The sequence below is a fragment of the Salinibacillus xinjiangensis genome (assembly GCF_009649735.1).
GTDB classification, from domain to species: domain Bacteria; phylum Bacillota; class Bacilli; order Bacillales; family Alkalibacillaceae; genus Salinibacillus; species Salinibacillus xinjiangensis.
The window spans coordinates 173,225-194,531 of record NZ_WJNH01000007.1; the positions used below are offsets into that span (position 1 = coordinate 173,225).

23 protein-coding genes are annotated in these 21,307 nt (G+C 38.4%); 13 read left to right on the forward strand and 10 right to left on the reverse strand.

What is annotated here, in order from left to right; translation table 11 throughout:
- Positions 1-26 precede the first annotated feature (26 nt).
- Positions 27-704 (reverse strand): TerC family protein, encoded by a 678-nt coding sequence (locus tag GH754_RS12170; protein WP_323741998.1) that lies wholly within the window; start codon positions 702-704, stop codon positions 27-29.
- A gap of 355 nt (positions 705-1,059) precedes the next feature.
- Here GH754_RS12170 and mecA point away from each other — a divergent pair, with 355 nt between their 5' ends.
- From mecA to pepF, 4 genes are all read left to right on the forward strand, one after another.
- On the forward strand, positions 1,060-1,761 hold the full coding sequence (gene mecA / locus GH754_RS12175) for an adaptor protein MecA (RefSeq protein WP_153728973.1): 702 nt from the start codon (positions 1,060-1,062) through the stop codon (positions 1,759-1,761).
- A gap of 195 nt (positions 1,762-1,956) precedes the next feature.
- A complete protein-coding gene (gene cls / locus GH754_RS12180) occupies positions 1,957-3,465 on the forward strand; it encodes a cardiolipin synthase (RefSeq protein ID WP_153728974.1) in 1,509 nt (502 codons plus the stop codon).
- 634 nt (positions 3,466-4,099) lie between these two features.
- On the forward strand, positions 4,100-5,248 hold the full coding sequence (locus GH754_RS12185) for a competence protein CoiA (protein WP_153728975.1): 1,149 nt from the start codon (positions 4,100-4,102) through the stop codon (positions 5,246-5,248).
- A gap of 101 nt (positions 5,249-5,349) precedes the next feature.
- On the forward strand, positions 5,350-7,164 hold the full coding sequence (gene pepF / locus GH754_RS12190) for an oligoendopeptidase F (RefSeq protein ID WP_153728976.1): 1,815 nt from the start codon (positions 5,350-5,352) through the stop codon (positions 7,162-7,164).
- Between the two features lie 683 nt (positions 7,165-7,847).
- Here pepF and GH754_RS12195 read toward each other — a convergent pair.
- The 3 genes from GH754_RS12195 to GH754_RS12205 form a co-directional block, all read right to left on the reverse strand.
- Positions 7,848-8,744: a ClpXP adapter SpxH family protein gene (locus GH754_RS12195; RefSeq protein ID WP_323742008.1), complete on the reverse strand. Its 897-nt coding sequence runs from the start codon at positions 8,742-8,744 to the stop codon at positions 7,848-7,850.
- Positions 8,744-9,145, reverse strand: a complete 402-nt coding sequence (locus GH754_RS12200) for a globin domain-containing protein (RefSeq protein WP_153728977.1) — start codon at positions 9,143-9,145, stop codon at positions 8,744-8,746. The genes GH754_RS12195 and GH754_RS12200 overlap by 1 nt, the downstream gene beginning before the upstream one ends.
- A 193-nt stretch (positions 9,146-9,338) precedes the next feature.
- Positions 9,339-9,920, reverse strand: a complete 582-nt coding sequence (locus GH754_RS12205) for a CYTH domain-containing protein (protein WP_153728978.1) — start codon at positions 9,918-9,920, stop codon at positions 9,339-9,341.
- A 161-nt stretch (positions 9,921-10,081) separates the two neighbouring features.
- Here GH754_RS12205 and GH754_RS12210 point away from each other — a divergent pair, with 161 nt between their 5' ends.
- Genes GH754_RS12210 through GH754_RS12220 form a run of 3 tightly spaced genes read left to right on the forward strand, consistent with a single transcriptional unit; the run spans position 10,082 to position 12,440 of the window.
- Positions 10,082-10,717, forward strand: coding sequence for a GTP pyrophosphokinase (locus GH754_RS12210; protein WP_153729089.1), 636 nt, complete (start codon positions 10,082-10,084; stop codon positions 10,715-10,717).
- 27 nt (positions 10,718-10,744) lie between these two features.
- The gene (locus GH754_RS12215) at positions 10,745-11,548 is read left to right on the forward strand and encodes an NAD kinase (RefSeq protein ID WP_153728979.1); all 804 of its coding nucleotides are present in this window, start codon (positions 10,745-10,747) and stop codon (positions 11,546-11,548) included.
- A gap of 13 nt (positions 11,549-11,561) precedes the next feature.
- Positions 11,562-12,440: an RluA family pseudouridine synthase gene (locus GH754_RS12220; RefSeq protein ID WP_153728980.1), complete on the forward strand. Its 879-nt coding sequence runs from the start codon at positions 11,562-11,564 to the stop codon at positions 12,438-12,440.
- Between the two features lie 40 nt (positions 12,441-12,480).
- On the opposite strand, the gene prpE is transcribed toward GH754_RS12220, so the two are convergent.
- Together prpE and GH754_RS12230 are read right to left on the reverse strand one after the other, a co-directional pair.
- A complete protein-coding gene (prpE, locus tag GH754_RS12225; protein ID WP_153728981.1) occupies positions 12,481-13,227 on the reverse strand; it encodes a bis(5'-nucleosyl)-tetraphosphatase PrpE in 747 nt (248 codons plus the stop codon).
- A 78-nt stretch (positions 13,228-13,305) separates the two neighbouring features.
- A complete protein-coding gene (locus GH754_RS12230) occupies positions 13,306-14,481 on the reverse strand; it encodes an FtsW/RodA/SpoVE family cell cycle protein (protein WP_153728982.1) in 1,176 nt (391 codons plus the stop codon).
- A 231-nt stretch (positions 14,482-14,712) separates the two neighbouring features.
- On the opposite strand from GH754_RS12230, the gene mgtE reads away from it, so the two are divergent.
- The 6 genes from mgtE to GH754_RS12260 all read left to right on the forward strand — a co-directional run bounded on the left by mgtE (position 14,713) and on the right by GH754_RS12260 (position 18,538).
- The gene (mgtE, locus tag GH754_RS12235; RefSeq protein ID WP_153728983.1) at positions 14,713-16,077 is read left to right on the forward strand and encodes a magnesium transporter; all 1,365 of its coding nucleotides are present in this window, start codon (positions 14,713-14,715) and stop codon (positions 16,075-16,077) included.
- A 112-nt stretch (positions 16,078-16,189) separates the two neighbouring features.
- The gene (locus tag GH754_RS12240; protein ID WP_153728984.1) at positions 16,190-16,594 is read left to right on the forward strand and encodes a CotO family spore coat protein; all 405 of its coding nucleotides are present in this window, start codon (positions 16,190-16,192) and stop codon (positions 16,592-16,594) included.
- Between the two features lie 131 nt (positions 16,595-16,725).
- On the forward strand, positions 16,726-16,962 hold the full coding sequence (locus GH754_RS12245) for a hypothetical protein (RefSeq protein ID WP_153728985.1): 237 nt from the start codon (positions 16,726-16,728) through the stop codon (positions 16,960-16,962).
- Positions 16,963-17,036: 74 nt separating this feature from the next.
- A complete protein-coding gene (locus tag GH754_RS12250) occupies positions 17,037-17,234 on the forward strand; it encodes a hypothetical protein (protein WP_153728986.1) in 198 nt (65 codons plus the stop codon).
- A 104-nt stretch (positions 17,235-17,338) separates the two neighbouring features.
- Entirely contained in the window at positions 17,339-17,605 is a 267-nt protein-coding gene (locus tag GH754_RS12255) for a hypothetical protein (RefSeq protein WP_153728987.1), read from the forward strand.
- Positions 17,606-17,644: 39 nt separating this feature from the next.
- The gene (locus GH754_RS12260) at positions 17,645-18,538 is read left to right on the forward strand and encodes an MBL fold metallo-hydrolase (RefSeq protein WP_153728988.1); all 894 of its coding nucleotides are present in this window, start codon (positions 17,645-17,647) and stop codon (positions 18,536-18,538) included.
- Positions 18,539-18,646: 108 nt separating this feature from the next.
- Here the strand turns inward: GH754_RS12260 and GH754_RS12265 are convergent, their stop codons facing one another.
- The 4 genes from GH754_RS12265 to GH754_RS12280 form a co-directional block, all read right to left on the reverse strand.
- Positions 18,647-19,321: a DUF421 domain-containing protein gene (locus GH754_RS12265; protein WP_153728989.1), complete on the reverse strand. Its 675-nt coding sequence runs from the start codon at positions 19,319-19,321 to the stop codon at positions 18,647-18,649.
- Positions 19,322-19,459: 138 nt separating this feature from the next.
- Entirely contained in the window at positions 19,460-19,882 is a 423-nt protein-coding gene (locus GH754_RS12270; RefSeq protein ID WP_153729090.1) for a GNAT family N-acetyltransferase, read from the reverse strand.
- A 12-nt stretch (positions 19,883-19,894) separates the two neighbouring features.
- Positions 19,895-20,413, reverse strand: a complete 519-nt coding sequence (locus tag GH754_RS12275; protein WP_153728990.1) for a YjcG family protein — start codon at positions 20,411-20,413, stop codon at positions 19,895-19,897.
- Between the two features lie 81 nt (positions 20,414-20,494).
- Positions 20,495-21,220 (reverse strand): alpha/beta hydrolase, encoded by a 726-nt coding sequence (locus GH754_RS12280; protein WP_153728991.1) that lies wholly within the window; start codon positions 21,218-21,220, stop codon positions 20,495-20,497.
- Positions 21,221-21,307: the final 87 nt, after the last annotated feature.

Sequence of the window (21,307 nt, forward strand, 5' to 3'; positions counted from 1 at the left end):
TGTCGAGGATCTGACCTTTTTATACTTTAATTTACTCTTTTAACCTTGTTTTGATCAATTGAATAGCCAACGATAATCACAAACAAAATGGTGATGACTGGTAGTAAATAATGTAGTATATGAAACTGTTCAAAAAATGGCTCTAATCGTTCTTCACCTAAAATCATTTCACTGGCAGTATAGGCTAGAATGCCAGCACCGATGTAAACGAGGACAGGAAATCGTTCCATGAAGTGTAGAATGATTTTACTCCCCCAAATAATAATTGGTACCGAGAAGAGTAGTCCAATCATGACAAGTACAATGTGTCCTCCGGATGCACCTGCAATGGCTAAAACATTGTCAAATCCCATAACAATATCAGCAAATACAATCGTTTTAATAGCCGATAACAGGTTGTCCTTTGCTGCAATATCAGGTCCATCATCATCATCTGTTAGTAAATGAATAGCTATATAAATGAGAAGAAGTCCTCCCACTAACTTTAAAAACGGGATTTGAAGTAAGTATAAGGCAACTGCAGTGAGTAGAACACGAATGCCAATCGCTAGACCGGTTCCCCAAAAGATGGCTTTGTTTCGTTGTTCTGGGGGAAGATTTCGACTAGCTAGTGCAATAACAATGGCATTATCTCCACCAAGAACGAGGTCAATTCCAATAATAGTTAAAATAGACAGAATAATATCTATATCAAGAAAGTCCACGAATAATACCTCCCCAAACAGGTGACAAATAGAATAAAATAAGTTAAAATTAAAAATTAATCTAGCTGATTTTGATGACATCGCGGCCTTTACAAATATAGATGAACAGCCTAATAAAGTCAAGGTAAAAGCTAGACGTTCGCTTGTTTTTTTCTTTATAGGATAAATAATTTTCATTTTATGAAGATTTATCATAAAATATAAAAAAAGCAGTATTTATACTATCAAAGTATTATTGCAAAGTCTTTGATAGTACAAGAAAAACTAGGTTTTTGTGACAAACTAAGTTTTTCTCATAAGGGGTTAAGTTTCCCTTCAGTAGAATAATTTATTGTGGGAAGGGAGAGAACAACAGATGGAAATTGAACGTATAAATGAGCATACGGTAAAATTTTATATTTCATATATGGATATAGAGGATCGCGGCTTTGATCGAGAAGATGTCTGGTATAATCGTGAAAAAAGTGAGCAGCTATTTTGGGAAATGATGGATGAAGTGAATGAACAAGAAGAATTCACCATTGATGGTCCTCTATGGATACAGGTGCAAGCTATGGATAAAGGACTTGAAATCATCGTAACAAAAGCACAGCTATCTAAAGATGGGCATAAGCTAGAGCTTCCAACGGATGATGAAAAACTGCTTGATTTACCTATTGATGACAAAGTAGAATCTTTATTAGATAAAGGCCATTTTTTACAGAATGGTGAATCGAATACTGATGAGGACAATGATGATCCGATTGAAGAGGAAGACGGAGATTTTTCTATTGTTCTTCGCTTTAAGGATATTGAGGATGTCATTCAGTTGGGGCACTCGGTACAAGACACCTTTGCATTTGAAGATCAACTATACCACTATGAGTCTTCATATTATTTATTTATCCAGTTTACCAATGACCTACTGGACGATGATGCACAGGAAGATGTACTAAGCCATATGCTTGAGTATAGTGAAGAAAGTAGCATCACGATTTATCGTTTAACCGAATATGGTAATCCAATTTTCACAGAAGATGCCCTGCAAAATATGAAGCAGCATTTTCCAATTCAATAAATTATGAGGACATTCCTTACTAAATAGAAGGAATGTCTTTTTTTAGATAAGAAATATATATTTAAACCTTTTAGTGTCTCTTGCTTGTTTTTACCATCGATTTGAATTAAATTGAATACGTTGGCATAACACGAATGCGGAATAATATAATGAAACAATATGCAATGGTAAAGATCAATTGAGGATGGTTGTAATATGTTTAAACGGGTACAGTTTTTAGTATTTTTCGTATTAGTTGCAGCAACATTATATGTAATTACAGAATTTTGGGGAAGCTGGATTGTTACTGTTTATTCCGTTTTTATTTCGATTTCCGTTATCTTTATTGCTTTCTTAATTTTTATTGAGAATCGAAATCCGAGTCAAACACTTAATTGGCTGCTCGTTTTAGCCGCTTTTCCTGGTTTCGGTTTTTTCTTTTATTTATTGTTTGGACAAAATTTTAGAAAGCGAAAAATGTTTAAACAAAAGGCTGAACTGGACCTGCGTGCTTTTAAGCAGGTTGAGGGGAGTCGCTTATTTAATCAGGAAGAAATTAAGCAAATGGGGGACCACCAGCATCAATCCTTTCGTCTAGCACAAAAATTAGGCAATTCGCCAATATCCTTTAATACGGAAACAAAGGTATTAACCAATGGCTTAGAGACCTTTCCGGCGATGCTAAATGAACTAAAAAATGCCGAACATCATATACATCTGGAATTTTACATTGTACGAGATGACGACCTTGGAAAGGAATTTAAGGATCTCTTAATTGAAAAGGCTAAAAATGGCGTCGAGGTTCGCTTTTTATACGATGCTGTGGGAAGCTGGGAGCTTTCCCAATCCTTTAAGGGAGAATTGCAGGCAGCTGGAGCAGAGGTCGTGCCATTTTCCCCTGTAAGATTGCCTTTTCTCAACAACAAGATAAACTTTCGTAATCATCGTAAGATTATTGTCATCGACGGAAAGATTGGCTTTGTTGGGGGCTTAAATATTGGGGATGAGTATATAGGAAGAAATGAGTACTATGGGAATTGGCGAGATACCCATCTATATATGCGTGGGGAGGCTGTTCGAAGCCTGCAGACCATTTTTCTTCAGGATTGGTTTTACATGACTGGTAAGGCATTGTTAAAGCCCGTTTATCGATCACCTGAATATTTTACCGAGGAAATGGGAGGAGTCCAGTTGATCGCTGGAGGACCAGATAATCAATGGGAAGTTATTAAGATGCTGTTTTTCTCTCTCATGACTTCAGCCAAAGGTTCCATCTGGATTGCATCCCCATACTTCATTCCGGATGAAGATATATTATCTGCGATGAAAATTGCGGCACTAAGCGGTGTGGATGTTAAGCTATTAGTTCCAAACAGACCTGATAAGAAAATCGTCTATTATGCGTCTCAATCCTACTATCCAGAGCTTCTCGAAGCAGGAGTGCAAATTTATAAATACAATGAAGGCTTTCTCCATAGTAAAATCATGATTGTAGACCAAGAGCTTGCATCGATAGGGACCTCTAACATGGACATGAGGAGCTTTCACTTAAACTTTGAGGTAAATGCCTTCTTATATAAAACAGAAAGCACAGATCAGCTCGTAGCGGATTATATAACCGATATCGAGCATTCCACAAAGCTTGAATTGGAAGAATTCAATAAGCGTCCAATTTATAAGAAATTATATGAATCATTATGTCGTTTGTTATCACCGTTGTTGTAGATAAGAAGCATGTATACCCTTTGAGGTGGGGTGTGCATGCTTTTATTGCTTGTTGGGGGCTAGCGTGAGGGAAGGATTGTTCAGCAAACCGTGGGACGACTACAGCATACTGTACTCAATTATTAGCATAAACCAGTCGAAGTTCAGCATAATGGCCGGAAACTTTAGCAAAGCTCCAGACCTTCAGCATAATAGAGGGAGCCTTTAGCAAATTGGACCGTAACTTTAGCATTTGCGGCGTACACGCGCGTGTTCAGCAAACCCAGGGTCGACTACAGCATCTCCTACTCATTCATTAGCATACTCTCCGCTATGTTCAGCATCTCCCCAAAAACTTCAGCAAAACTCCATTACTTCAGCATAATAGACAAAACTTCAGCAAAACGAACACCAACTTCAGCTTCAGCTTCCGCGTCCCCAACACATCATGCCCGTCTCACACCCCAAAAATAAAACTTTACCAAATTTGAATTTCCCAGCACACCTCTTTTAATTAAATTTCATTTCACCCTCGCACAAATTGCAAAATACCATCAACCAACCAGCCAGAATCCCCAATTTACTCATTTCACATACCTGATATATATGGATAAAATAGATTCATCATAGTACTGATGGAATTGAGGTGCGCCCATTGCTAAAGGCATTAAACCAAGCAGGTCAACCGATCCTGCTAATGAATAAAACAAGAGCAGAAATGAATGAGCTAAGGAAGCAGTCATTCTATTGTCCTGGCTGTAAGGAAAAGGTGTTTATTCGAGCGGGAGATAAAGTGGTGCCTCATTACGCTCATTTTCACAGTAATTCATGTTCCTTAGGGTATGGGGAAGGGGAGTATCATCGGCAGGGCAAACTGGATTTGTACAAATGGCTGCAGCTACAAGGGATTCAAGTGGAATTAGAGTACTACATCCCGAAAATTAGGCAACGCCCTGATTTACTCCTTAAGTGGAAGGGGTGGATATATGCTCTGGAATTTCAATGTGCGGTAATTCCTGTGAACATCATACGGGAACGAACAAAAGGTTATTTACGTTTAGGAATTCAGCCTATATGGATTCTAGGAGAAAATCGGATAAAATGGAAATATCAACATCGTGTTCAGCTGACAAACTTTGAATCCTTGTTCCTGCAGCAGCTGAGTTCGAACACAGAACCCAAGTTCCTCATATATCATCCTCGCACGAAGGTTTTTACAATACTTACGAATCCATATCCTTTAAAGAATAAAGTGTATGGACATGTACAATCTAGACTACTTACTCAGCTGTCTTTTTCGACCCTCTTTAATCATATAGATATTTCTACCAAAGCCCTCATGGATTACTGGCTAAAGGAAAAAATGAAATTTCGAACGAGACGCCAACGACACTATAGTAAGGAAGATTCAAAGTACTTACATTGGTTATATCAAAAAGGCTTACATCCTCAATCGATCCCCTCTGAAATTCATCTTCCATTAGACCATCACTACCTATCAAATACGCCCGTTTACATTTGGCAAAGCGAGTTTTTGCTGAACCACATTCACCCTTTATCCATCGGTGAAAAGGTATACTATAAGCCTATTTCCGAGGATTTTTCAGTAATTCCTTCTTTCTATAACCCGCAGCACGATGTCCAGTTAGAGTATTTACTATTGTTGGAACGTCTCCAAATCTTAACAAGCAACGGAAAATTTAGTTTTTATAAGAAAAATGAAGTATTATTTCCTAAAAGTTTAGAACAAGCTATAAATAATGATAAAAAGGTCATGAAACAAATCGTTGAAACCATAGGATAAGATGGAGGTAGTCTGAGAAATAATTCTCTTACTAAAAGTAAGCAGGATTTCCTAGGATGTTTCAAGAATTGTTAGGAAGTACACAGAAATGAAGGAGGAAAATGAAGGTGGCAAAAAATACAAAAGCGATTCCTAAGCGTGAAGAGGTACCAACTGAGCGCACGTGGAGGTTAGAAGATATTTTCGAAACAGACGATGCTTGGGAAAAAGAGTTTCAACAAGTTAAACAATTATATCCAAAAATTACCGAATACCAAGGCAAGGTTGCGGAATCTCCTGAGAGGCTATTAGAACTTATGAAATTACAGGATGATATATCCCAGCGCTTAGCTAAGCTCTTTACGTATGCCCATATGCGGTATGATCAGGATACAACCAACTCCTTTTATCAGGAATTAAATACAAGAGCGGAAACACTTCTCACGCAAGCATCCAGTGCGATGAGCTTTATTGTGCCGGAAATTTTACAGCTTGATCAAGAAAAAGTAGAAGAATTTTTAGCTAAAAATGAAGAATTACATGTTTATAAGCATTATTTAGAGGATGTGCTGCGTCAGCGTCCTCATATTTTAGATGAAAAATCTGAAGCTTTACTTGCCGAGGTCTCTGAAGTTACTTCTAGTCCTGAACAAACTTTTGGGATGCTGAACAATGCAGATATCGATTTTCCAGCTGTAAAGGATGAAGAAGGCAATGAAATTGATTTAACCCATGGACGTTTTATTCGCTTTTTGGAATCAAAAGAGAGAAGGGTAAGAGAAGATGCCTTTAATGCGATGTATAATACCTTTGGAAAATATAAAAATACCTTTGCCTCTACATTAAGCGGGGCAATTAAGCGCGATAATTTTTATGCAAAGGTGCGCAACTATGATTCAGCCCGGCAATCGGCATTAGATTCGAATAAGATTCCGGAGTCTGTTCATGAAAATTTAATAGAGGCAGTTAATGATAAATTATCGTTACTCCATCGTTACGTTTCATTGCGTAAAAAGGTCTTAGGCGTAGATAATCTCCATATGTATGATCTCTATGTACCGCTTGTTGATGATGTAGATATGGAAATCAAATATGATGAAGCGAAGGATTTAGTCTTAAAAGGTCTTAAGCCTTTAGGAAAAGACTATCAAAATAAGCTTAAGGAAGGCTTTGAAAATCGTTGGATTGATGTCGAGGAGAACAAAGGTAAACGGAGTGGAGCCTACTCTTCTGGAGTGTATGGTACAAATCCATATATTTTATTGAATTGGCAGGATAACATTAATAACCTGTTTACTTTAGCTCACGAGCTTGGTCACTCACTTCATAGCTATTATACCCGTGAGAATCAGCCATATCGTTATGGTAACTATTCTATCTTTGTAGCTGAGGTGGCTTCAACGTGTAATGAAGCGTTGCTAAATGATTATTTACTTAAGGAAACCAATGATAAGAAAGAAAAGCTTTACTTATTAAATCATTTCCTTGAAGGCTTCCGTGGAACAGTTTTCCGTCAGACCATGTTTGCTGAGTTTGAGCATGATATTCATGTACGTGCACAAGAGGGGAACGCCCTTACTGCTGATAAAATGACAGAAATGTATTATGAGTTAAATAAGAAATATTTCGGAGACGACATTACGATTGACGATAAAATTGGGCTTGAATGGGCACGGATTCCACATTTCTATTACAATTACTACGTTTATCAATATGCAACTGGATATTCAGCTGCAACTACACTAGCTTCGCAAATCCTTAGTGAGGGCGATGCAGCAGTAACTCGTTATTTAGATTATTTGAAGGCAGGGAGCAGTGATTATCCAATCGAGGTATTGAAGCGTGCAGGCGTAGATATGACATCAAAGGATCCAATCCTATCAGCCTTAGATGTATTTGAAGAGAAGTTAAATGAATTTGAGGAATTGCTTAAATAAAATGAACGGCTCTAGTTTTCAGGTGTAATCACCTGTTCTAGAGCCGTTTTTTATGATTAAAAGGCTTGTCACATAGCGATACACAAAATTTGGCTTCAGGATTTATCAGACTGTAGGGAAAACCTGAAGCCTAACAAAGTGTACGCCCTTGTCTTCATCTAAACCCCCGGAAACCGCGAAATGCTTTTCGATAAAAAATGCTGTAAATAAACATATAAATGGTGAGAAATAATAGTGGGAGTGTGATGATTCGAGGGAATAGATTCATTAAGCCTAGGATGTTTAATACGAACATCACCAAACAAAGGACAAATAATAGGATTGGAACTATTCTCATGTTGCATCACCTCATTATTACAAGCTATGCTAGTACGAATGAAAAAATGCGGCATTTTAGCAAAAGAGTCTAGTTTTACATTTACACCTTGTGAGGTCTTTTGTGACATTTTTGTGAAATGATTCACGTATATATTGCGCTCAAGTTTGACTCTTGATATATTATAAATGTGAAGAAAATCACAATGCTAAAACAATCCCCTTTGTTTAGTAGTGAACTTTCTCTAAAGCCCCCTTTGTCTTGATAATATACGTTTATGGAAGGGTGATAATCATTCATCCTTCTTTTTGTTTTGTAATAGAAAAGAGGCTGATCCATTTCCATTTGATCAGCCTCTTTTCTCATATTACTCTCCAACATAGCGCCAAAATGTATCGTATTTGGCAGGCATTTTCTCGACTGTCTGTCTAAAGAGCAATTTTTTCATTTCTTTTTCGGTTCTTTCATTTGACCAATCGAACACAACAGAGATTTCTTTTGTCGCAACGAATTTAAAATAGCGAACAAATTCTTCTAAGCTTGGTTTTGCAGCAGGTCTTGGGGTTTGGCCTAATACTTCGTGTAACATCTTTACATACACGTTATAAGGATACAAACCCGAAATTTTTATCCCTTCCTGCTCCTCCGTTTGGTTGAACAAAACAATTGTCGGAATCTCATCGACTTCCATTTCCTGGGTAAGCCGTAAATCGCATTGTAATGCTTTTTTAGCGGAATCCCCGTAAAGGTCTTTATGGAATTCCTCCACATCTAATTTCGCTTCACGGGCACAGGTGAGAAGGACATCCTCTTCCGAGATGTTTTCCTTGCTCACAAATAAGTGCTCCTGAATTTTACGTAAAAATAAAGCGCCGGGTTTTCCACCTTGAAGTTCAGCAGCCTTTATGGCAATGGTTGGTAACCAGGGAGAGGAGACTGGGTTTTCAAACCATAGATCTCCATCACAGCTCATTCCAGTTCGACTGGCCGTTTTTTCCCATACGTCAGCTAAGTCTTTGGGGTTTTTCATCTTATCAATATTTAAAGATGATAGCTTTCCACTAACAATCGGCCTTAGCTTGAAGTAGCGTCCGTATTCAATTTTGAGTTTTTTTAGAAAGGGCTCCAGTGACCAGCATTCAGGACATAATGGGTCAACAAAGACGTAAATTTCAACTGGTTTATTTAAAAAATCAAAAAAACCATACTGGGAGTTATGACTATTGGATGTGCTGCTGGTTGTATGCCCAGTATTTTTACGAATCACATGGATTCTCCTTTCTCATTCTCAGGTGTATTCATCATATGGGTGGCAGTAAGGGTCAAGCGCTCTAGCATGACTGTTCGATAGGGCTCTTCAATTTTGGTTTCATCTATGGCTGCTGTCATGCACTCTAGCCACGCATCTCGACGTGAGGGGGTGATTTCAAAAGGACTATGTCGCATTCTCATCCTAGGGTGCCCTCGTTCCTGGGTAAAAAGTGGAGGTCCACCAAAAAATTGAGTGAGAAATAATTTTTGCTTTCGAGCTGTTTCGGTTAAGTCATCAGGAAAGATTGGTGTTAGCTTAGGATGCTTGCCAACCCGCTTATAAAAGGCCTCCACAAGCTCTTCTATTTTTTCATATCCAATGGCTTCATAAATGGTATTTGGTCGTTCATTCATAATATCCTCTTACCTTCTTCCGACAAGTATTGTCTATAAAGTACATTGTTTGCTAATCCTACATTTTCTAATAAGTTATTCATTTCCATAACATATTGATTCGGACCATCGTACAAGTGCAAATAGGGGCGCTAAAGGCTTGCACTGATGTTTTATACACCTATTTTAGCAACGTCATTTTATTTCTGGCAACTTATCTGTTTGACTCAAGGGCTTGGAAGAATCGCTCAATTTTATTGGGAGTCGATTTTTGGACGATTTCATATTTAGTTAGTAAATATTGGAATGCCTTTTCTCCTATCTCTACGCTCGGAGCCTCCAGCTCTAATTCATAGTCTTCCGTATTGTGATAAACACTATGGTCCAAGACGACGAGACATTCGTTCCACTTTGTTTCAATTCGATATGTGGTAAGGCTCCCTTTATAGGAAAGCTTCTCGACGGGAATATTTAATGAGCTTAGTCTTTCCGTTATAGAGTCCGGTATTTGTAAGTTTCCATTTATACAGTCTTGCAATGCTTCAGCAGGGATGGATTCATGGGTTTCTAACAAACCTGTTTCATGGGGCTCCTTTAATGTGTAAACGCATTCATTGTTTTTTTCACGAATACGTAAAGCAGCTCCAGCAGATTTAAGATGAAATTCATCCGTTTCAAAATAATAATTAATCTGTTGATTTGGATTCATTTCAGTTAGTTGTAGGCCTGTTAATAGCTTATCGTATTCATTTTTAGTAAGAATATTTTTATATTCAATTTCAATTTCTTGATGCATCTCTATTTCCCCCAAATCTGAGTATGATTTTATTATGAGCAAAAATAGGGTTCAATTGCAAAGAAAATTACCTAAACAATCCGACGTTAACTGTATGAACCTATACTTTATGATACAATTAGGTCGAAACTTGTGAGCGAAGTTAAGAGGGTGAGATGAAGTTGAATTGGGAAGCGATATTAGCCCCATACACTCAGGCTGTAGATGAATTAAAAGTAAAGCTGAGGCGAATGCGGGCACAATATGAATATGAATCGAGTCACTCCCCGATTGAATTTGTAACCGGGCGAGTAAAACCCGTATCCAGTATATTAGAAAAGGCGAGAAGAAAAGGGATTTCAATGGATCGAATAGAAGACGAAATCCAGGACATCGCCGGTTTACGTATAGTGTGTCAATTTGTTGATGATATTTATGCAGTCATGGAATTATTAAAAAGACGAAATGATTTTGAAATTATTGAAGAAAAGGACTACATCGCAGAGAAAAAAGAAAGTGGTTATCGTTCCTATCACATTATCATTAAATATCCAGTGGAGACGATACACGGTGAAAAAATTCTATTAGCTGAAATTCAAATCCGGACGTTAGCCATGAACTTTTGGGCAACCAATGAACACTCCATCAATTATAAATATTCGGGTCAAATTCCTGTCGATATTAAGCGGAGATTAAAAAGAGCAGCAGAAGCGGCTTTTCGGTTAGATGAAGAAATGTCATCAATCCGAAATGAAGTACAAGAGGCACAAAAAATATTTAAAAAGAAACAAGGACAGGACCATAGAAAGAATAGATAAACCTTAAGTCAAAAGGAGTAAGGGAAAATGAAATTTGCGATGCAGAGTAAAGGGGATAAAGTCTCGAACGAAATTAGCTTGAAAATAAAAAATTATCTACTTGAGTTTGAATTAGAGCTAAATGATGAGGAGCCTGATTTGGTTATTTCAGTCGGTGGCGATGGAACTTTACTGGAGGCTTTTCACTCATACGTCCATCGGCTCAAGCATACCGCTTTTATTGGAGTTCACACTGGCCACCTCGGCTTCTATGCTGACTGGTTACCGAAAGAAATTGAAAAACTCATTATCGAAATTGCCAGGACTCCTTTTCAGGTGGTGGAATATCCTGTTTTAGAAATTAAAATACACCCTAATGGAGATGAGGAAGAAGATCGATATTTAGCACTTAACGAGGGCTCAGTCAAAACAGCAGAGGGTTCTGTTGTTGTGGACGTAGAAATCAAGGGAGAGCACTTTGAGACCTTCAGAGGAGATGGCCTATGTATTTCTACTCCATCTGGAAGTACGGCTTATAATAAAGCCCTTGGAGGAGCTATTATCCACCCTTCACTAGAGGCGATTCAGGTTACGGAAATGGCTTCCATTAACAATCGGGTGTTCCGTACGGTCGGTTCACCACTTATTTTACCGAAGCATCATACATGTATGTTAAAGCCCCTCCATGACCGGAGCTTTTTAATCACGATTGATCATCACACCTATACATACAAGGATGTGAAGGCAATTGAGTGTCGAGTGGCTAAGGAAAAAGTGAAGTTTGCACGCTTTCGTCCGTTTCCATTTTGGAAGAGGGTTCACGATTCCTTTATTGCTGATGAACGAAGCTAAGGCGGTGATTGCTATGAAATGGACAATCGAAAAGCAATATGATGGCATGCTCGTACGTGAATACTTACATTCGGTACGAGCATTTTCGCGTCGTATGGTGAAAACGGTGAAATTTGAAGGTTCAATTATGCTCAATGGGAAACCTGTGACAGTTAGATCCACTCTTCATAAGGGAGATGAGCTAGCGATCACATTTCCCGAAGAACGTAAGGAGGATGGACTGACACCGATAGAGATTTCTCTTGATATAATATTTGAGGATGAGGAGATCCTCGTACTGAATAAGCCAGCAGGTATTCCTGTTGTACCGTCCCCACATTTCCAGGGAGGTTCAATCGCCAGCGGGTTAATTTCCTATTATCAAAAGAAAAATCTTAATTATACAGCCCATATTGTTACACGATTAGACAAGGATACGTCAGGACTCATGCTAGTTGCCAAACATCGTTTTAGCCACTCTCAGCTGGCACGCCTTCAACAGCAGGGAAAAGTAAACCGATCATACACAGCCCTGGTTGATGGTCAGCTTGAAGCCAAAAAAGGTGTTATAGATGTACCGATTGGTAGGAAATCGACATCCATTATTGAGCGTGAAGTGAGGGAGGATGGGCAGAAGGCTGTCACGCATTATGAAGTCATCGAGGAATTGGAGCGGTTTTCAGTCGTACATGTACGTTTGGAAACGGGGAGGACGCATCAAATCAGAGTTCATTTTGCCTCACTGGGTCATCCGCTCCTTGGGGATGACCTTTATGGTGGTCCAATGAAGGAAGGAATCAAGCGCCAGGCACTCCATTGTCATGAGCTGTCCTTTTATCATCCTTTTCGGGGCGAAACGGTTGAATTGGTGACACCTGTTCTTAAGGATATGAGGTTGTTGATGGAACAGTAGGTTTTGCTTGCACATCTCCCAGGAACTTTTGTTTAAAGTATTATTCCTCATACGTTCGGAATTTCTCTGGCAAGTAGGGCTGTTTAGACGGCACCGACACAATCTTCTCCTCAGGCAAACGGAAAGCGGTTAAATGTCCGCCAAACACACAGCCGGTATCAATGTTCACGGTTTTGTTTTTAAAACGTGGCTCAGGAACCGGTGTGTGTCCGTATACAATCCACTGGTTTCCATGATAATTTCGAGCCCAATCCTTTCTTTCAGGCATTCCTCTTTCATCTTTTTTTCCGGTAATGTCGCCATAAAAAACGAAGGTCTCAACCTTTTTGCTATACTGACCAATCATTTCCTCTTTAATACCAGCGTGAGCAACAACAGCCTGAACCTCAGGGATGGTTAAATATAGAGGTGCATTTTCATATAACTCCATAAATTGCTGTTTAACCTCCTGTTGTTTCGCATTGGGTAGAGCCTCGTATTCTGCTACCGTTGTTTCCAAGCCATGTTGATGCTTGACGGGGTTACCTAAAAAGTAGCGATAAAGTTTATTACAGTGATTGCCTGGGACATATTTTGCTTTCATATGCTTAACGACTAGCTGATAAACCAACTCTATGACTTTAATAGACGATGGACCACGATCGGTTAGGTCACCGACAAAAACGGGTATACGGTAATCAGGATGGGTTGGGATTCCTTTTACCCACGTATAGCCGAGTTCAGTAAATAATTGTTTGAGTTCATCCAAACAACCGTGAATATCGCCAATAATATCAAATTTTTCCATTATACAGTCTCCTTTATAATAAAAAAAGAGTGGAAAATCGTTTTTATCTTTTCCACTCATTGTTGAAATTATATTTTATTAATCATCAAACATGTAGGTTCTGATTCTCGACTTCACATTTAAAACGAGCCCAATTGCGATCATGTAGGCAATTAATGAGCTACCTCCATAACTGATAAAAGGGAGGGATAGTCCGGAAATTGGCAACAGCTTAATTGACATCCCTACATTTTGAATGACCTGATAGGTAATCATCCCGACAACTCCTGTACATAGATAGCTACCAAAAGGGTCTTTACATGATAAGGCGGTATGGATGATTCGATATATTAATAAAAAGTATAGCGTGATGACAAGGCTAGAGCCAATAAATCCTGCCTGCTCTGCGATTACGGAGAAAATCATATCGGTTTCACGAACTGGAATTCCCAGTACTTCAATATTCATAAAGCCTTTTCCAAGTAACTGACCTGAACCAATAGCAAGTAAGGTTTTATTAATTTGATAGCCAGATTGCTCGGCATTTTGTTGTGGGTCAAACCATGCCTCGAGCCTAGTGAAGACGTGACCAAACACAGTATCATTCAGATAGTCATGGACAAAATCAGGGAATAATAAATATATCCCGACAAAGGCACCAATAATTGCAGCTACAATCCCAGCAATCGCTAATAGTATTCGCCATCTTATACCAGAAACTAATATAAGGAAGCCCACGATACATAGCATAACAACCGCTGATCCTAAGTCGGGCTGCATCGCAACTAAAATGACTGCAGGTATAGTAAGCATAGCTATTTTCGCTAACAACCAAACGTCATCAACAAAACGTGGTTCTTTTCTTTTTTCATTATGTGATGTAATTAAATGGGCAACGGCAATCAGTAAAAAGATTTTCATAAATTCAGCAGGTTGGACGGTAACACCGAGCCCTGGAATCTGATACCAGCCTCTCGCTCCACCTAGTTCGATTGAAAAAGGCAAAAAGTAAAGTCCTGCTACGAACAAAAGACCAAAGCCGTATAGATACCAGGCAATTGCCCGAAAACGATCGTAATCTAAAATAAGGACAGAAGCAGTAACAATAGCTCCGATGATATACCATTTAATTTGTTGTTTATAAAATAACACCGGCGAATTGGTGGTTAAATAATCCTGGACAGTATACAAAGACAACACACTGATGATGGCTAAAATAATAATGATGGATATTAAGATGTAATCTATATTAAAACGCTTATGATCTTTTTGCATTTACATTTCCTTCCTATACTTGATGCAAATTTGGACAAAATTCGCGTAGGTTACATTAATATTCTATTATACATTGTTCATGAAAATTCACGATTCGTCAATTATAAAAAGAATGAAGTTTGTATGGAAGTTGTTGACAAGATGAAAGTAGACTTTTAAGATAAAACGGTTAACAACTAGCGTAAACTTACACAAATTATAGATAGATGTGTTTGATTGGGAGGGATCGACATGGAGAACCTCGATGAACTAGAACGTCAGCAGTGGTGGGATCAAATCGAAAAAGCCTTAGATAATGAAGAGATTGACCATTTTCGAGCTGAATTTTTAGAATTACACCCGTATGATCAAGCTCAAATTTTTATTGAGCAATCGAAAAAAATTCGAATGCAAATATACACATACTTATCGCCTGACGAAATGGCAGAGGTATTTGAGAATATTGAGTTAGATGACATTGATTCGATATTAACTGAGATGGAGCCACGTTTCGCAGCAGATATTTTAGCAGAAATGGCTTTAGATGATGCAGTAGATATCCTGAATTCACTTGAGCAAAATGAAGTGGCTAGCTTCCTGGCTATTATGAATGCAAAGTCGGCCAACGAAATAAAAGATTTATTACATTATGAAGAAAAAACATCAGGAAGTATTATGACCACTGAGTTTGTTCGAGTCAAATCATCTATGACGATTCGAGAGGCGTTGAATCATTTAAGAAAGGAAGCACCCGATGCAGAAACGATCTATTATGTGTATGTGATTGATGATGATAAACATTTAGTTGGGGTTATTTCATTACGAGATATCATTATTTCCGAAGAGGACTGGTATGTATCGGATGTCATGAGTGACCGTATCGTCTCCGTGCCAGCGGGTGAGGACCAAGAATCAGCTGCAAAAATGATGCGTGACTATGATTTGCTAGCATTACCAGTTGTGGATTTTCAAAATCACTTACTCGGAATTATCACGGTAGATGACATTATGGACGTCATCCAAGAAGAGGCGAGCGAAGATTATTCAAAGCTAGCAGCCGTATCTGATATGGATAAGGTGGATACAGGTGCTTGGATGGCAGCAAAAAAAAGATTGCCATGGCTTATTATTTTATTGTTTTTAGGCATGTTAACCGCCAGTTTAATTGGTCGCTTTGAGGAAACATTAGATAAGGTTGCTCTTTTGGCTATCTTTATTCCCTTGATTGCCGGGATGGCCGGGAACACGGGAACCCAAGCTTTAGCTGTAGCGGTTCGAGGTATTGCTACTGGGGAATCTGATCAAGAAGGTAAGCTAAAAATCCTGGCCCGTGAAGCGGGAACCGGTTTGATCACAGGTCTTTGCTGCGGAGTATTAATTACCGTTATTATTTATCTGTGGAAGGACGAATTCTACTTAGGCCTATTAGTCGGGATCTCGATCATGCTTACGTTAATTGTAGCTACGTTAGCAGGTTCCTTAATTCCATTGCTGATGCACAAAATGAAAGTAGATCCTGCAGTTGCCAGCGGACCTTTTATTACAACAATCAATGACATTATTTCAATTTTAATATACTTTGGCATGGCAACGGCGTTTATGGATGTCTTGCTATGAAAATGGATGTACTGAATGTTCAGTGCATCTTTTTTGTACTAAGAGCTCTCACACCTTAGGCATATGTGCATATAGTAAATGGTAGAAGACCTGAATAGAAGGGGAGAGGAATATGTCGAACGAAGAAAAAGTGTCCCAAAAACCTTTGTTATACATTGTTCAGCCGGGGATTGAAAATGTGAAGGCAACCATGCAACAATACTCTGTAACTAAATCAGAAGACACATCTAGTACGAAGGAAGCCCCAACAAATACCTATGATGAACCACAATCCTTTGAAGAAGACCGACAAAAGAAATTTCGTGATATGACGATTGAAGAAAAAGTAAACTACTTAACTAGCCTTCCTTCTCAAATGCCAAAAATGAAATGTGAAGTACTGTGTGAATCCGGACGATATCGTGGGTATGTACAATCCTATGAGGATGAAATGGTTCACATGAAGACATTTCATAGTCCGTATCGGGCTGAGGTGAACATTACAGAAATTGAAAATATTCGCCTATTAGGATTTTAAGCTTCACTCCACTACAATCCAAGATTTTTCTTAACAAATTCACTAATACGGGACATTTAACCAATCGCGTATAAGTACAAACGCATAGACTATATCGTGAAATGACTATTTAGAAGGAGTGGAGGTTCCATATGTCAGATCGTAAAAAAGAAATTCATGTTAAAGACTTAGTCATAAAGGCTGAAAATGTGGTTTTTGAACCACCTAGAAGACGTCAAGTGGATCCATTCTTCGGACCACCTCGTCGGGATGACGATGTAGACGTGGATGTGGACGTAGATGTGGATGTTGATGTAGAAGAAAGCTCAACCAAGCATGACGATGATGATGATAGAGAAAGAAGACGTCCACCGTTTTCATGGATATAATGGGTTAGACAGTCTCTTCCTGATGAGGCTGTCTTCTTTGTTTTTTGGAAAACTAGGCAGGAGGGGAGATGTAGATGGATAACAATAAAGAGTTTATTAGATTTTTAGATGCACTGGAACGCTTTTTACACCAGAATGAAAAATGGTTTCAGAAGCCTGAGGAGCGGATGAACATGATAGAAAAAGAGATGGGGGAATGGGATCAACAATTTTTAGAGCAAATCGGCAATGTAGAAAAAGTCATGAAAGAATTAGAAAAAAGAATGGAATGACAAATTGTAGCAAAATTTTTTCTATTACTTGTTTATAATGATGGAAAACAGACATATTCTCGGGCGTTAAAGGGAAATGTATAATAAGGGAGGAAGTGATTTCCATGGGTTATGTACTTCCAATAAGACCATTTCATTATGATACCTATCATCAAAGAGTAATAGGAAATAAGCAGCCTGCAATCACACTAGACAAACCCCAGCCAATTCAAAATTCAGTAGCCTTCAAACAAAATTATTCTACCAATTACACACCAATTAAGAGAGAGAAAACGAAAGTAGTCAAATTCAATATGATGTCTAAGGAAAAGCAATTGGAAATTTTTTCTGAATTTACAGGAAAAGGACTCCATATTAACGAAAGAATATAGAAAGGGTATAGTTTTGATATGGAAAAGGGGCAATAATTCATGACATTAACTCAAATCAATGATTCGTGCTATTTTTTTGATGCCGCAGTGAATATTGGCTATGTACATCACGGTGATGAGGGGCTGATTATTGATGCAGGAATAGACAAGTCCTCAATAAAAAAGGTAATCAAAGCTCTTCAAGCAAAGTCATTACCAATCACACATTTATTTATCACCCATGCTCATTCCGACCATTATGGTGGAGCGTATGTGCTCGAGAAGGATTTTCATGTTGACATAATAGCACCTAAATTCGAATCAGCTATTGTAGAAAATCCAATGCTAGAGCCGCTTTACTTGTTTGGAGGAAATGATCCTTTAAAGGAACTACGTAATAAATTTCTCGAGGGAAAGCCTGTTAAGGTCAATCATGAGGTCGACGAAGGTGAGTATTCGTTTGGTAGCTTTGACCTTCATGTTTCGATTCTCCCGGGACACAGCTATTATCAAGCAGGGGTCGTAATTGATGAAGTATTCTTTGCAGCAGATTCCTATTTTAGTGAAGACCAATTACATAAACATAGCATCCCTTATATAACGGATGCTGATTTAACCATTGAAAGCCTTCGAAAAGCGAAGGAAGTTAAATGTGTAGGGGCTGTCCCTGGTCACGGCACTTATGAGGAGGATTTCCGCGACACCATTCAGAAAAATATTGACTATCATGAGCAGCTTTTAGCAGATTTGAAGGCCTATTTGGCGGAAAAGGGATCAGCAAGTCATGAGCAAGTGGTGGCAGATATCTGTGAAAGCTATGAAGTGAACCCTTCCCAATTGTCTCAATTTCTGTTATTTAGAACAGCTGTGACGGCATATTTAATCGGATTGATTAAAAGAGAGGAAATTGAACACCGTCTGGAAAGAGCACGTTGGGTCTTTTCCGTTAATTAAAGGCTGATGCGAACAAAATGTTAATGACGAAACAAATAGCAGGGAATTTGCATTCATTCCCTGCTATTTGTTTATGTCTATAGAATGGGGTACCTCCACAATCATTTTCTAATAGGGTTGAACATACAACCCACCTACTTCATCCCATTCAGCATAGAAAATCTGAGTCGGGTCGTTAACTTCCTGTTTTTTCAGTTCATTTCTTAACCAATCCTCAGTAAGTTGTGCCTCTTGAAGATTATCCAGCACAATTTCACCATCTATTATCACACTATAGGGCAAAACTACACGCTCAGGTTTGGCATTAAGGTCCTCACGAGTCGGGCCTTGCTTTAAGGATTTTTTCAAAACAGAGATTGTCCCGTCAGTTTCAAATACAGCAAATTCCACTTCTTGTATGGAAAAGGTATCCTTGGAGCGAAGTAGATGCTGTAACTGATTTAAATCAAGCTTAGCCTTTTTCATTGCATCTCTTTGTAATTTACCATTCCGAATGACGATGGAAGGCTTACCCTCTAATAATTCTCTGGAACTGGCTATCTTTTGCGTAATAAATTCGGTACCGTAAATCAGAAATCCCCATAAAAAGACCGCGTAAATAATGGCAAGGACCCCTGCTTTATCATCAAATAGGGCATTTCCAACGAGTTCCCCAAGTACGAGGGCTGCTATAAAGTCAAATGCTGTTATTTGAGTGATTTGTGACTTACCCAAAATTTTAGTAAGTACAAATAAGGCAAAAAACCCAACTAATGAATCAATGGTCAGAGCGAAAAAATCCATAAGTACACAACCTTTATCCAATTATAGTCACTAACCTTATTTTCCGCATTCCTTTGATTAACATACACTGGTTATGATGGATAAATCGATGCGAGCAAACAAAAAAATGACCAACTCTTTTAGAGTTAGTCATTTTCTCTACAACGTTTTAACCATAGTTACATGAGGAATTCCTGCATCCATAAATTCATCTGAAATCGTTTCATAACCGAGGGCCTTATAAAATCCTTCAGCATGGGTTTGGGCATTGAGTTTTGCTTTTTGGTAGCTATTTCGCTTAATTTCCTCTTCCATTGCTTCAATAATCTGATTTCCGTAATGCTTGCCGCGATGCTCTTGCAGGACGCAAATCCGTTCTAGTTTTCCGTATTCATCCACGTAGCGAAGTCGGCTAGCGGCAAGGGGTTCCCCTTTTACATATCCAACAAAATGGGTAGCAGACTGATCATGCTCATCCATTTCTAACTCAGGTGAAACATGCTGTTCGTGAATAAATACGATTTCCCGTACGTGATATGCATCCTGAAGTTCCCTGTCTGTTTGTACAATTTTAATGGTCATATTGCTCATAGTTTAGCAATCCTCACCGAATTTAAACGTTTCATGCACAGTCCAAGAGCCATTTTCCAACTGATATAAGAGCTGGAATCGATCAACAGTTTCTTCAATATCAAATTTATGAAGCTTTAGACTACCATAAACATCTGAATGCTCTTCTGTTGAAAGATCTTGGCCAATTGTGATGTGAGGAACAAAAGCAAATTCGCGTTCTGGCTTTGGAAATTTGTCTTGATACAATTTATCGCTTAGTGTAAATAAATCCTCAACTGGCTCCACCTTAAGGTAGACTGTATTGGTTACTGGGTAGAAAGAACTCACTTTATTAATGATGAGTGAAAAAGGTTTTGTGTCTTTAGCGATTTGACGTAGTTCTTCAACCATGTCATTGATTTCAGCCTCTTCAGCATCAAAACGTTCCTTAATTGTTAAGTGTGGAGGAATTAACGCATAATTGGGGTCATAACGTTTACGATATGAGTTCGCAATATCTTGGACTTCTTTTGATGGAAAGATGGCAATACCATATTTCATGCAAAGAACCTCCTTTTAAAAATTGGATGACTAATTTTCATTATATCAAAAAATACCAGTTTATATCTAAAATTTTCAAAACTATTTGCCAAATGTATAATGAAGGGCCCGTGGTAAATCCTTTTGCCAAGCCTTCCAGGTGTGGTTCCCCTCTAATTCATAATAAGCATAGTCAGAGGTTTTAGATTGAATCATCTCGTATAACTTCCGATTAGGCTCAAGAAAATCTTTTACATCACCTGAGGTTGTAGGGACCTCTGTCTCTTCTTTACCAATAGTATGATAAATATTAATTAGGGGCAAATCCTTGGATTCACGGACAGCATCAAAAACATTTTTATCTACATATGGGGATTGCATCACAACATTTCCAAAAGTATTTGGATATTTTAGTGCAGTCATCAGTGAAACCGTTCCTCCTAAGGAATCTCCCATTAAGGTTCTCGTAGCTCCCATATAGTAGCTAGGTAACAAATCATCTAATAGTGGAACGACCTCAAACCTGAGAAACTTTATATAGGCTTCATTCTTTTTCCCTTGAGGATGATATTTATCCTGGCGATCATATTTATCCTGATAGTGAATTCCGACAAATACAGTGTTGTCTATTTCTCCTTTTTCATGTAGACGGTCGCTGTAAGTGGCGACTCGACCTAGCTGGAAGTAATCATTGCCATCCTGCATAATACAAATGTGATATTTATATAGACTTGAATAGTTTTCGGGTTGATAAATCTTAACCACTAATGTCTCATCCAAATATGTACTTTCGATTTCTTTTTCTACAATCGTACCCTTTCTTCCCAAATCTACACCTCCTAGAGTTCATGACGTCGAAAAAACTTAGTTCATAAAAATTTTAACATATCCTCTCTGTGATGTCGCATTCCTTCC

Coding starts and splice junctions, on each gene's coding strand:
- GH754_RS12255 (WP_153728987.1), top strand. CDS start 17,339: ATGGGTTATGTACTTCCAATAAGACCATTTCATTATGATACCTATCAT.
- GH754_RS12220 (WP_153728980.1), top strand. CDS start 11,562: ATGAAATGGACAATCGAAAAGCAATATGATGGCATGCTCGTACGTGAA.
- GH754_RS12205 (WP_153728978.1), bottom strand. CDS start 9,920: ATGCATCAAGAAATTGAAATTGAATATAAAAATATTCTTACTAAAAAT.
- GH754_RS12275 (WP_153728990.1), bottom strand. CDS start 20,413: ATGAAATATGGTATTGCCATCTTTCCATCAAAAGAAGTCCAAGATATT.
- GH754_RS12250 (WP_153728986.1), top strand. CDS start 17,037: ATGGATAACAATAAAGAGTTTATTAGATTTTTAGATGCACTGGAACGC.
- GH754_RS12240 (WP_153728984.1), top strand. CDS start 16,190: ATGTCGAACGAAGAAAAAGTGTCCCAAAAACCTTTGTTATACATTGTT.
- GH754_RS12215 (WP_153728979.1), top strand. CDS start 10,745: ATGAAATTTGCGATGCAGAGTAAAGGGGATAAAGTCTCGAACGAAATT.
- GH754_RS12260 (WP_153728988.1), top strand. CDS start 17,645: ATGACATTAACTCAAATCAATGATTCGTGCTATTTTTTTGATGCCGCA.
- cls (WP_153728974.1), top strand. CDS start 1,957: ATGTTTAAACGGGTACAGTTTTTAGTATTTTTCGTATTAGTTGCAGCA.
- GH754_RS12265 (WP_153728989.1), bottom strand. CDS start 19,321: ATGGATTTTTTCGCTCTGACCATTGATTCATTAGTTGGGTTTTTTGCC.
- GH754_RS12200 (WP_153728977.1), bottom strand. CDS start 9,145: ATGAATGAACGACCAAATACCATTTATGAAGCCATTGGATATGAAAAA.
- GH754_RS12270 (WP_153729090.1), bottom strand. CDS start 19,882: ATGACCATTAAAATTGTACAAACAGACAGGGAACTTCAGGATGCATAT.
- GH754_RS12245 (WP_153728985.1), top strand. CDS start 16,726: ATGTCAGATCGTAAAAAAGAAATTCATGTTAAAGACTTAGTCATAAAG.
- pepF (WP_153728976.1), top strand. CDS start 5,350: ATGAAGGTGGCAAAAAATACAAAAGCGATTCCTAAGCGTGAAGAGGTA.
- mecA (WP_153728973.1), top strand. CDS start 1,060: ATGGAAATTGAACGTATAAATGAGCATACGGTAAAATTTTATATTTCA.
- prpE (WP_153728981.1), bottom strand. CDS start 13,227: ATGGAAAAATTTGATATTATTGGCGATATTCACGGTTGTTTGGATGAA.
- mgtE (WP_153728983.1), top strand. CDS start 14,713: ATGGAGAACCTCGATGAACTAGAACGTCAGCAGTGGTGGGATCAAATC.
- GH754_RS12230 (WP_153728982.1), bottom strand. CDS start 14,481: ATGCAAAAAGATCATAAGCGTTTTAATATAGATTACATCTTAATATCC.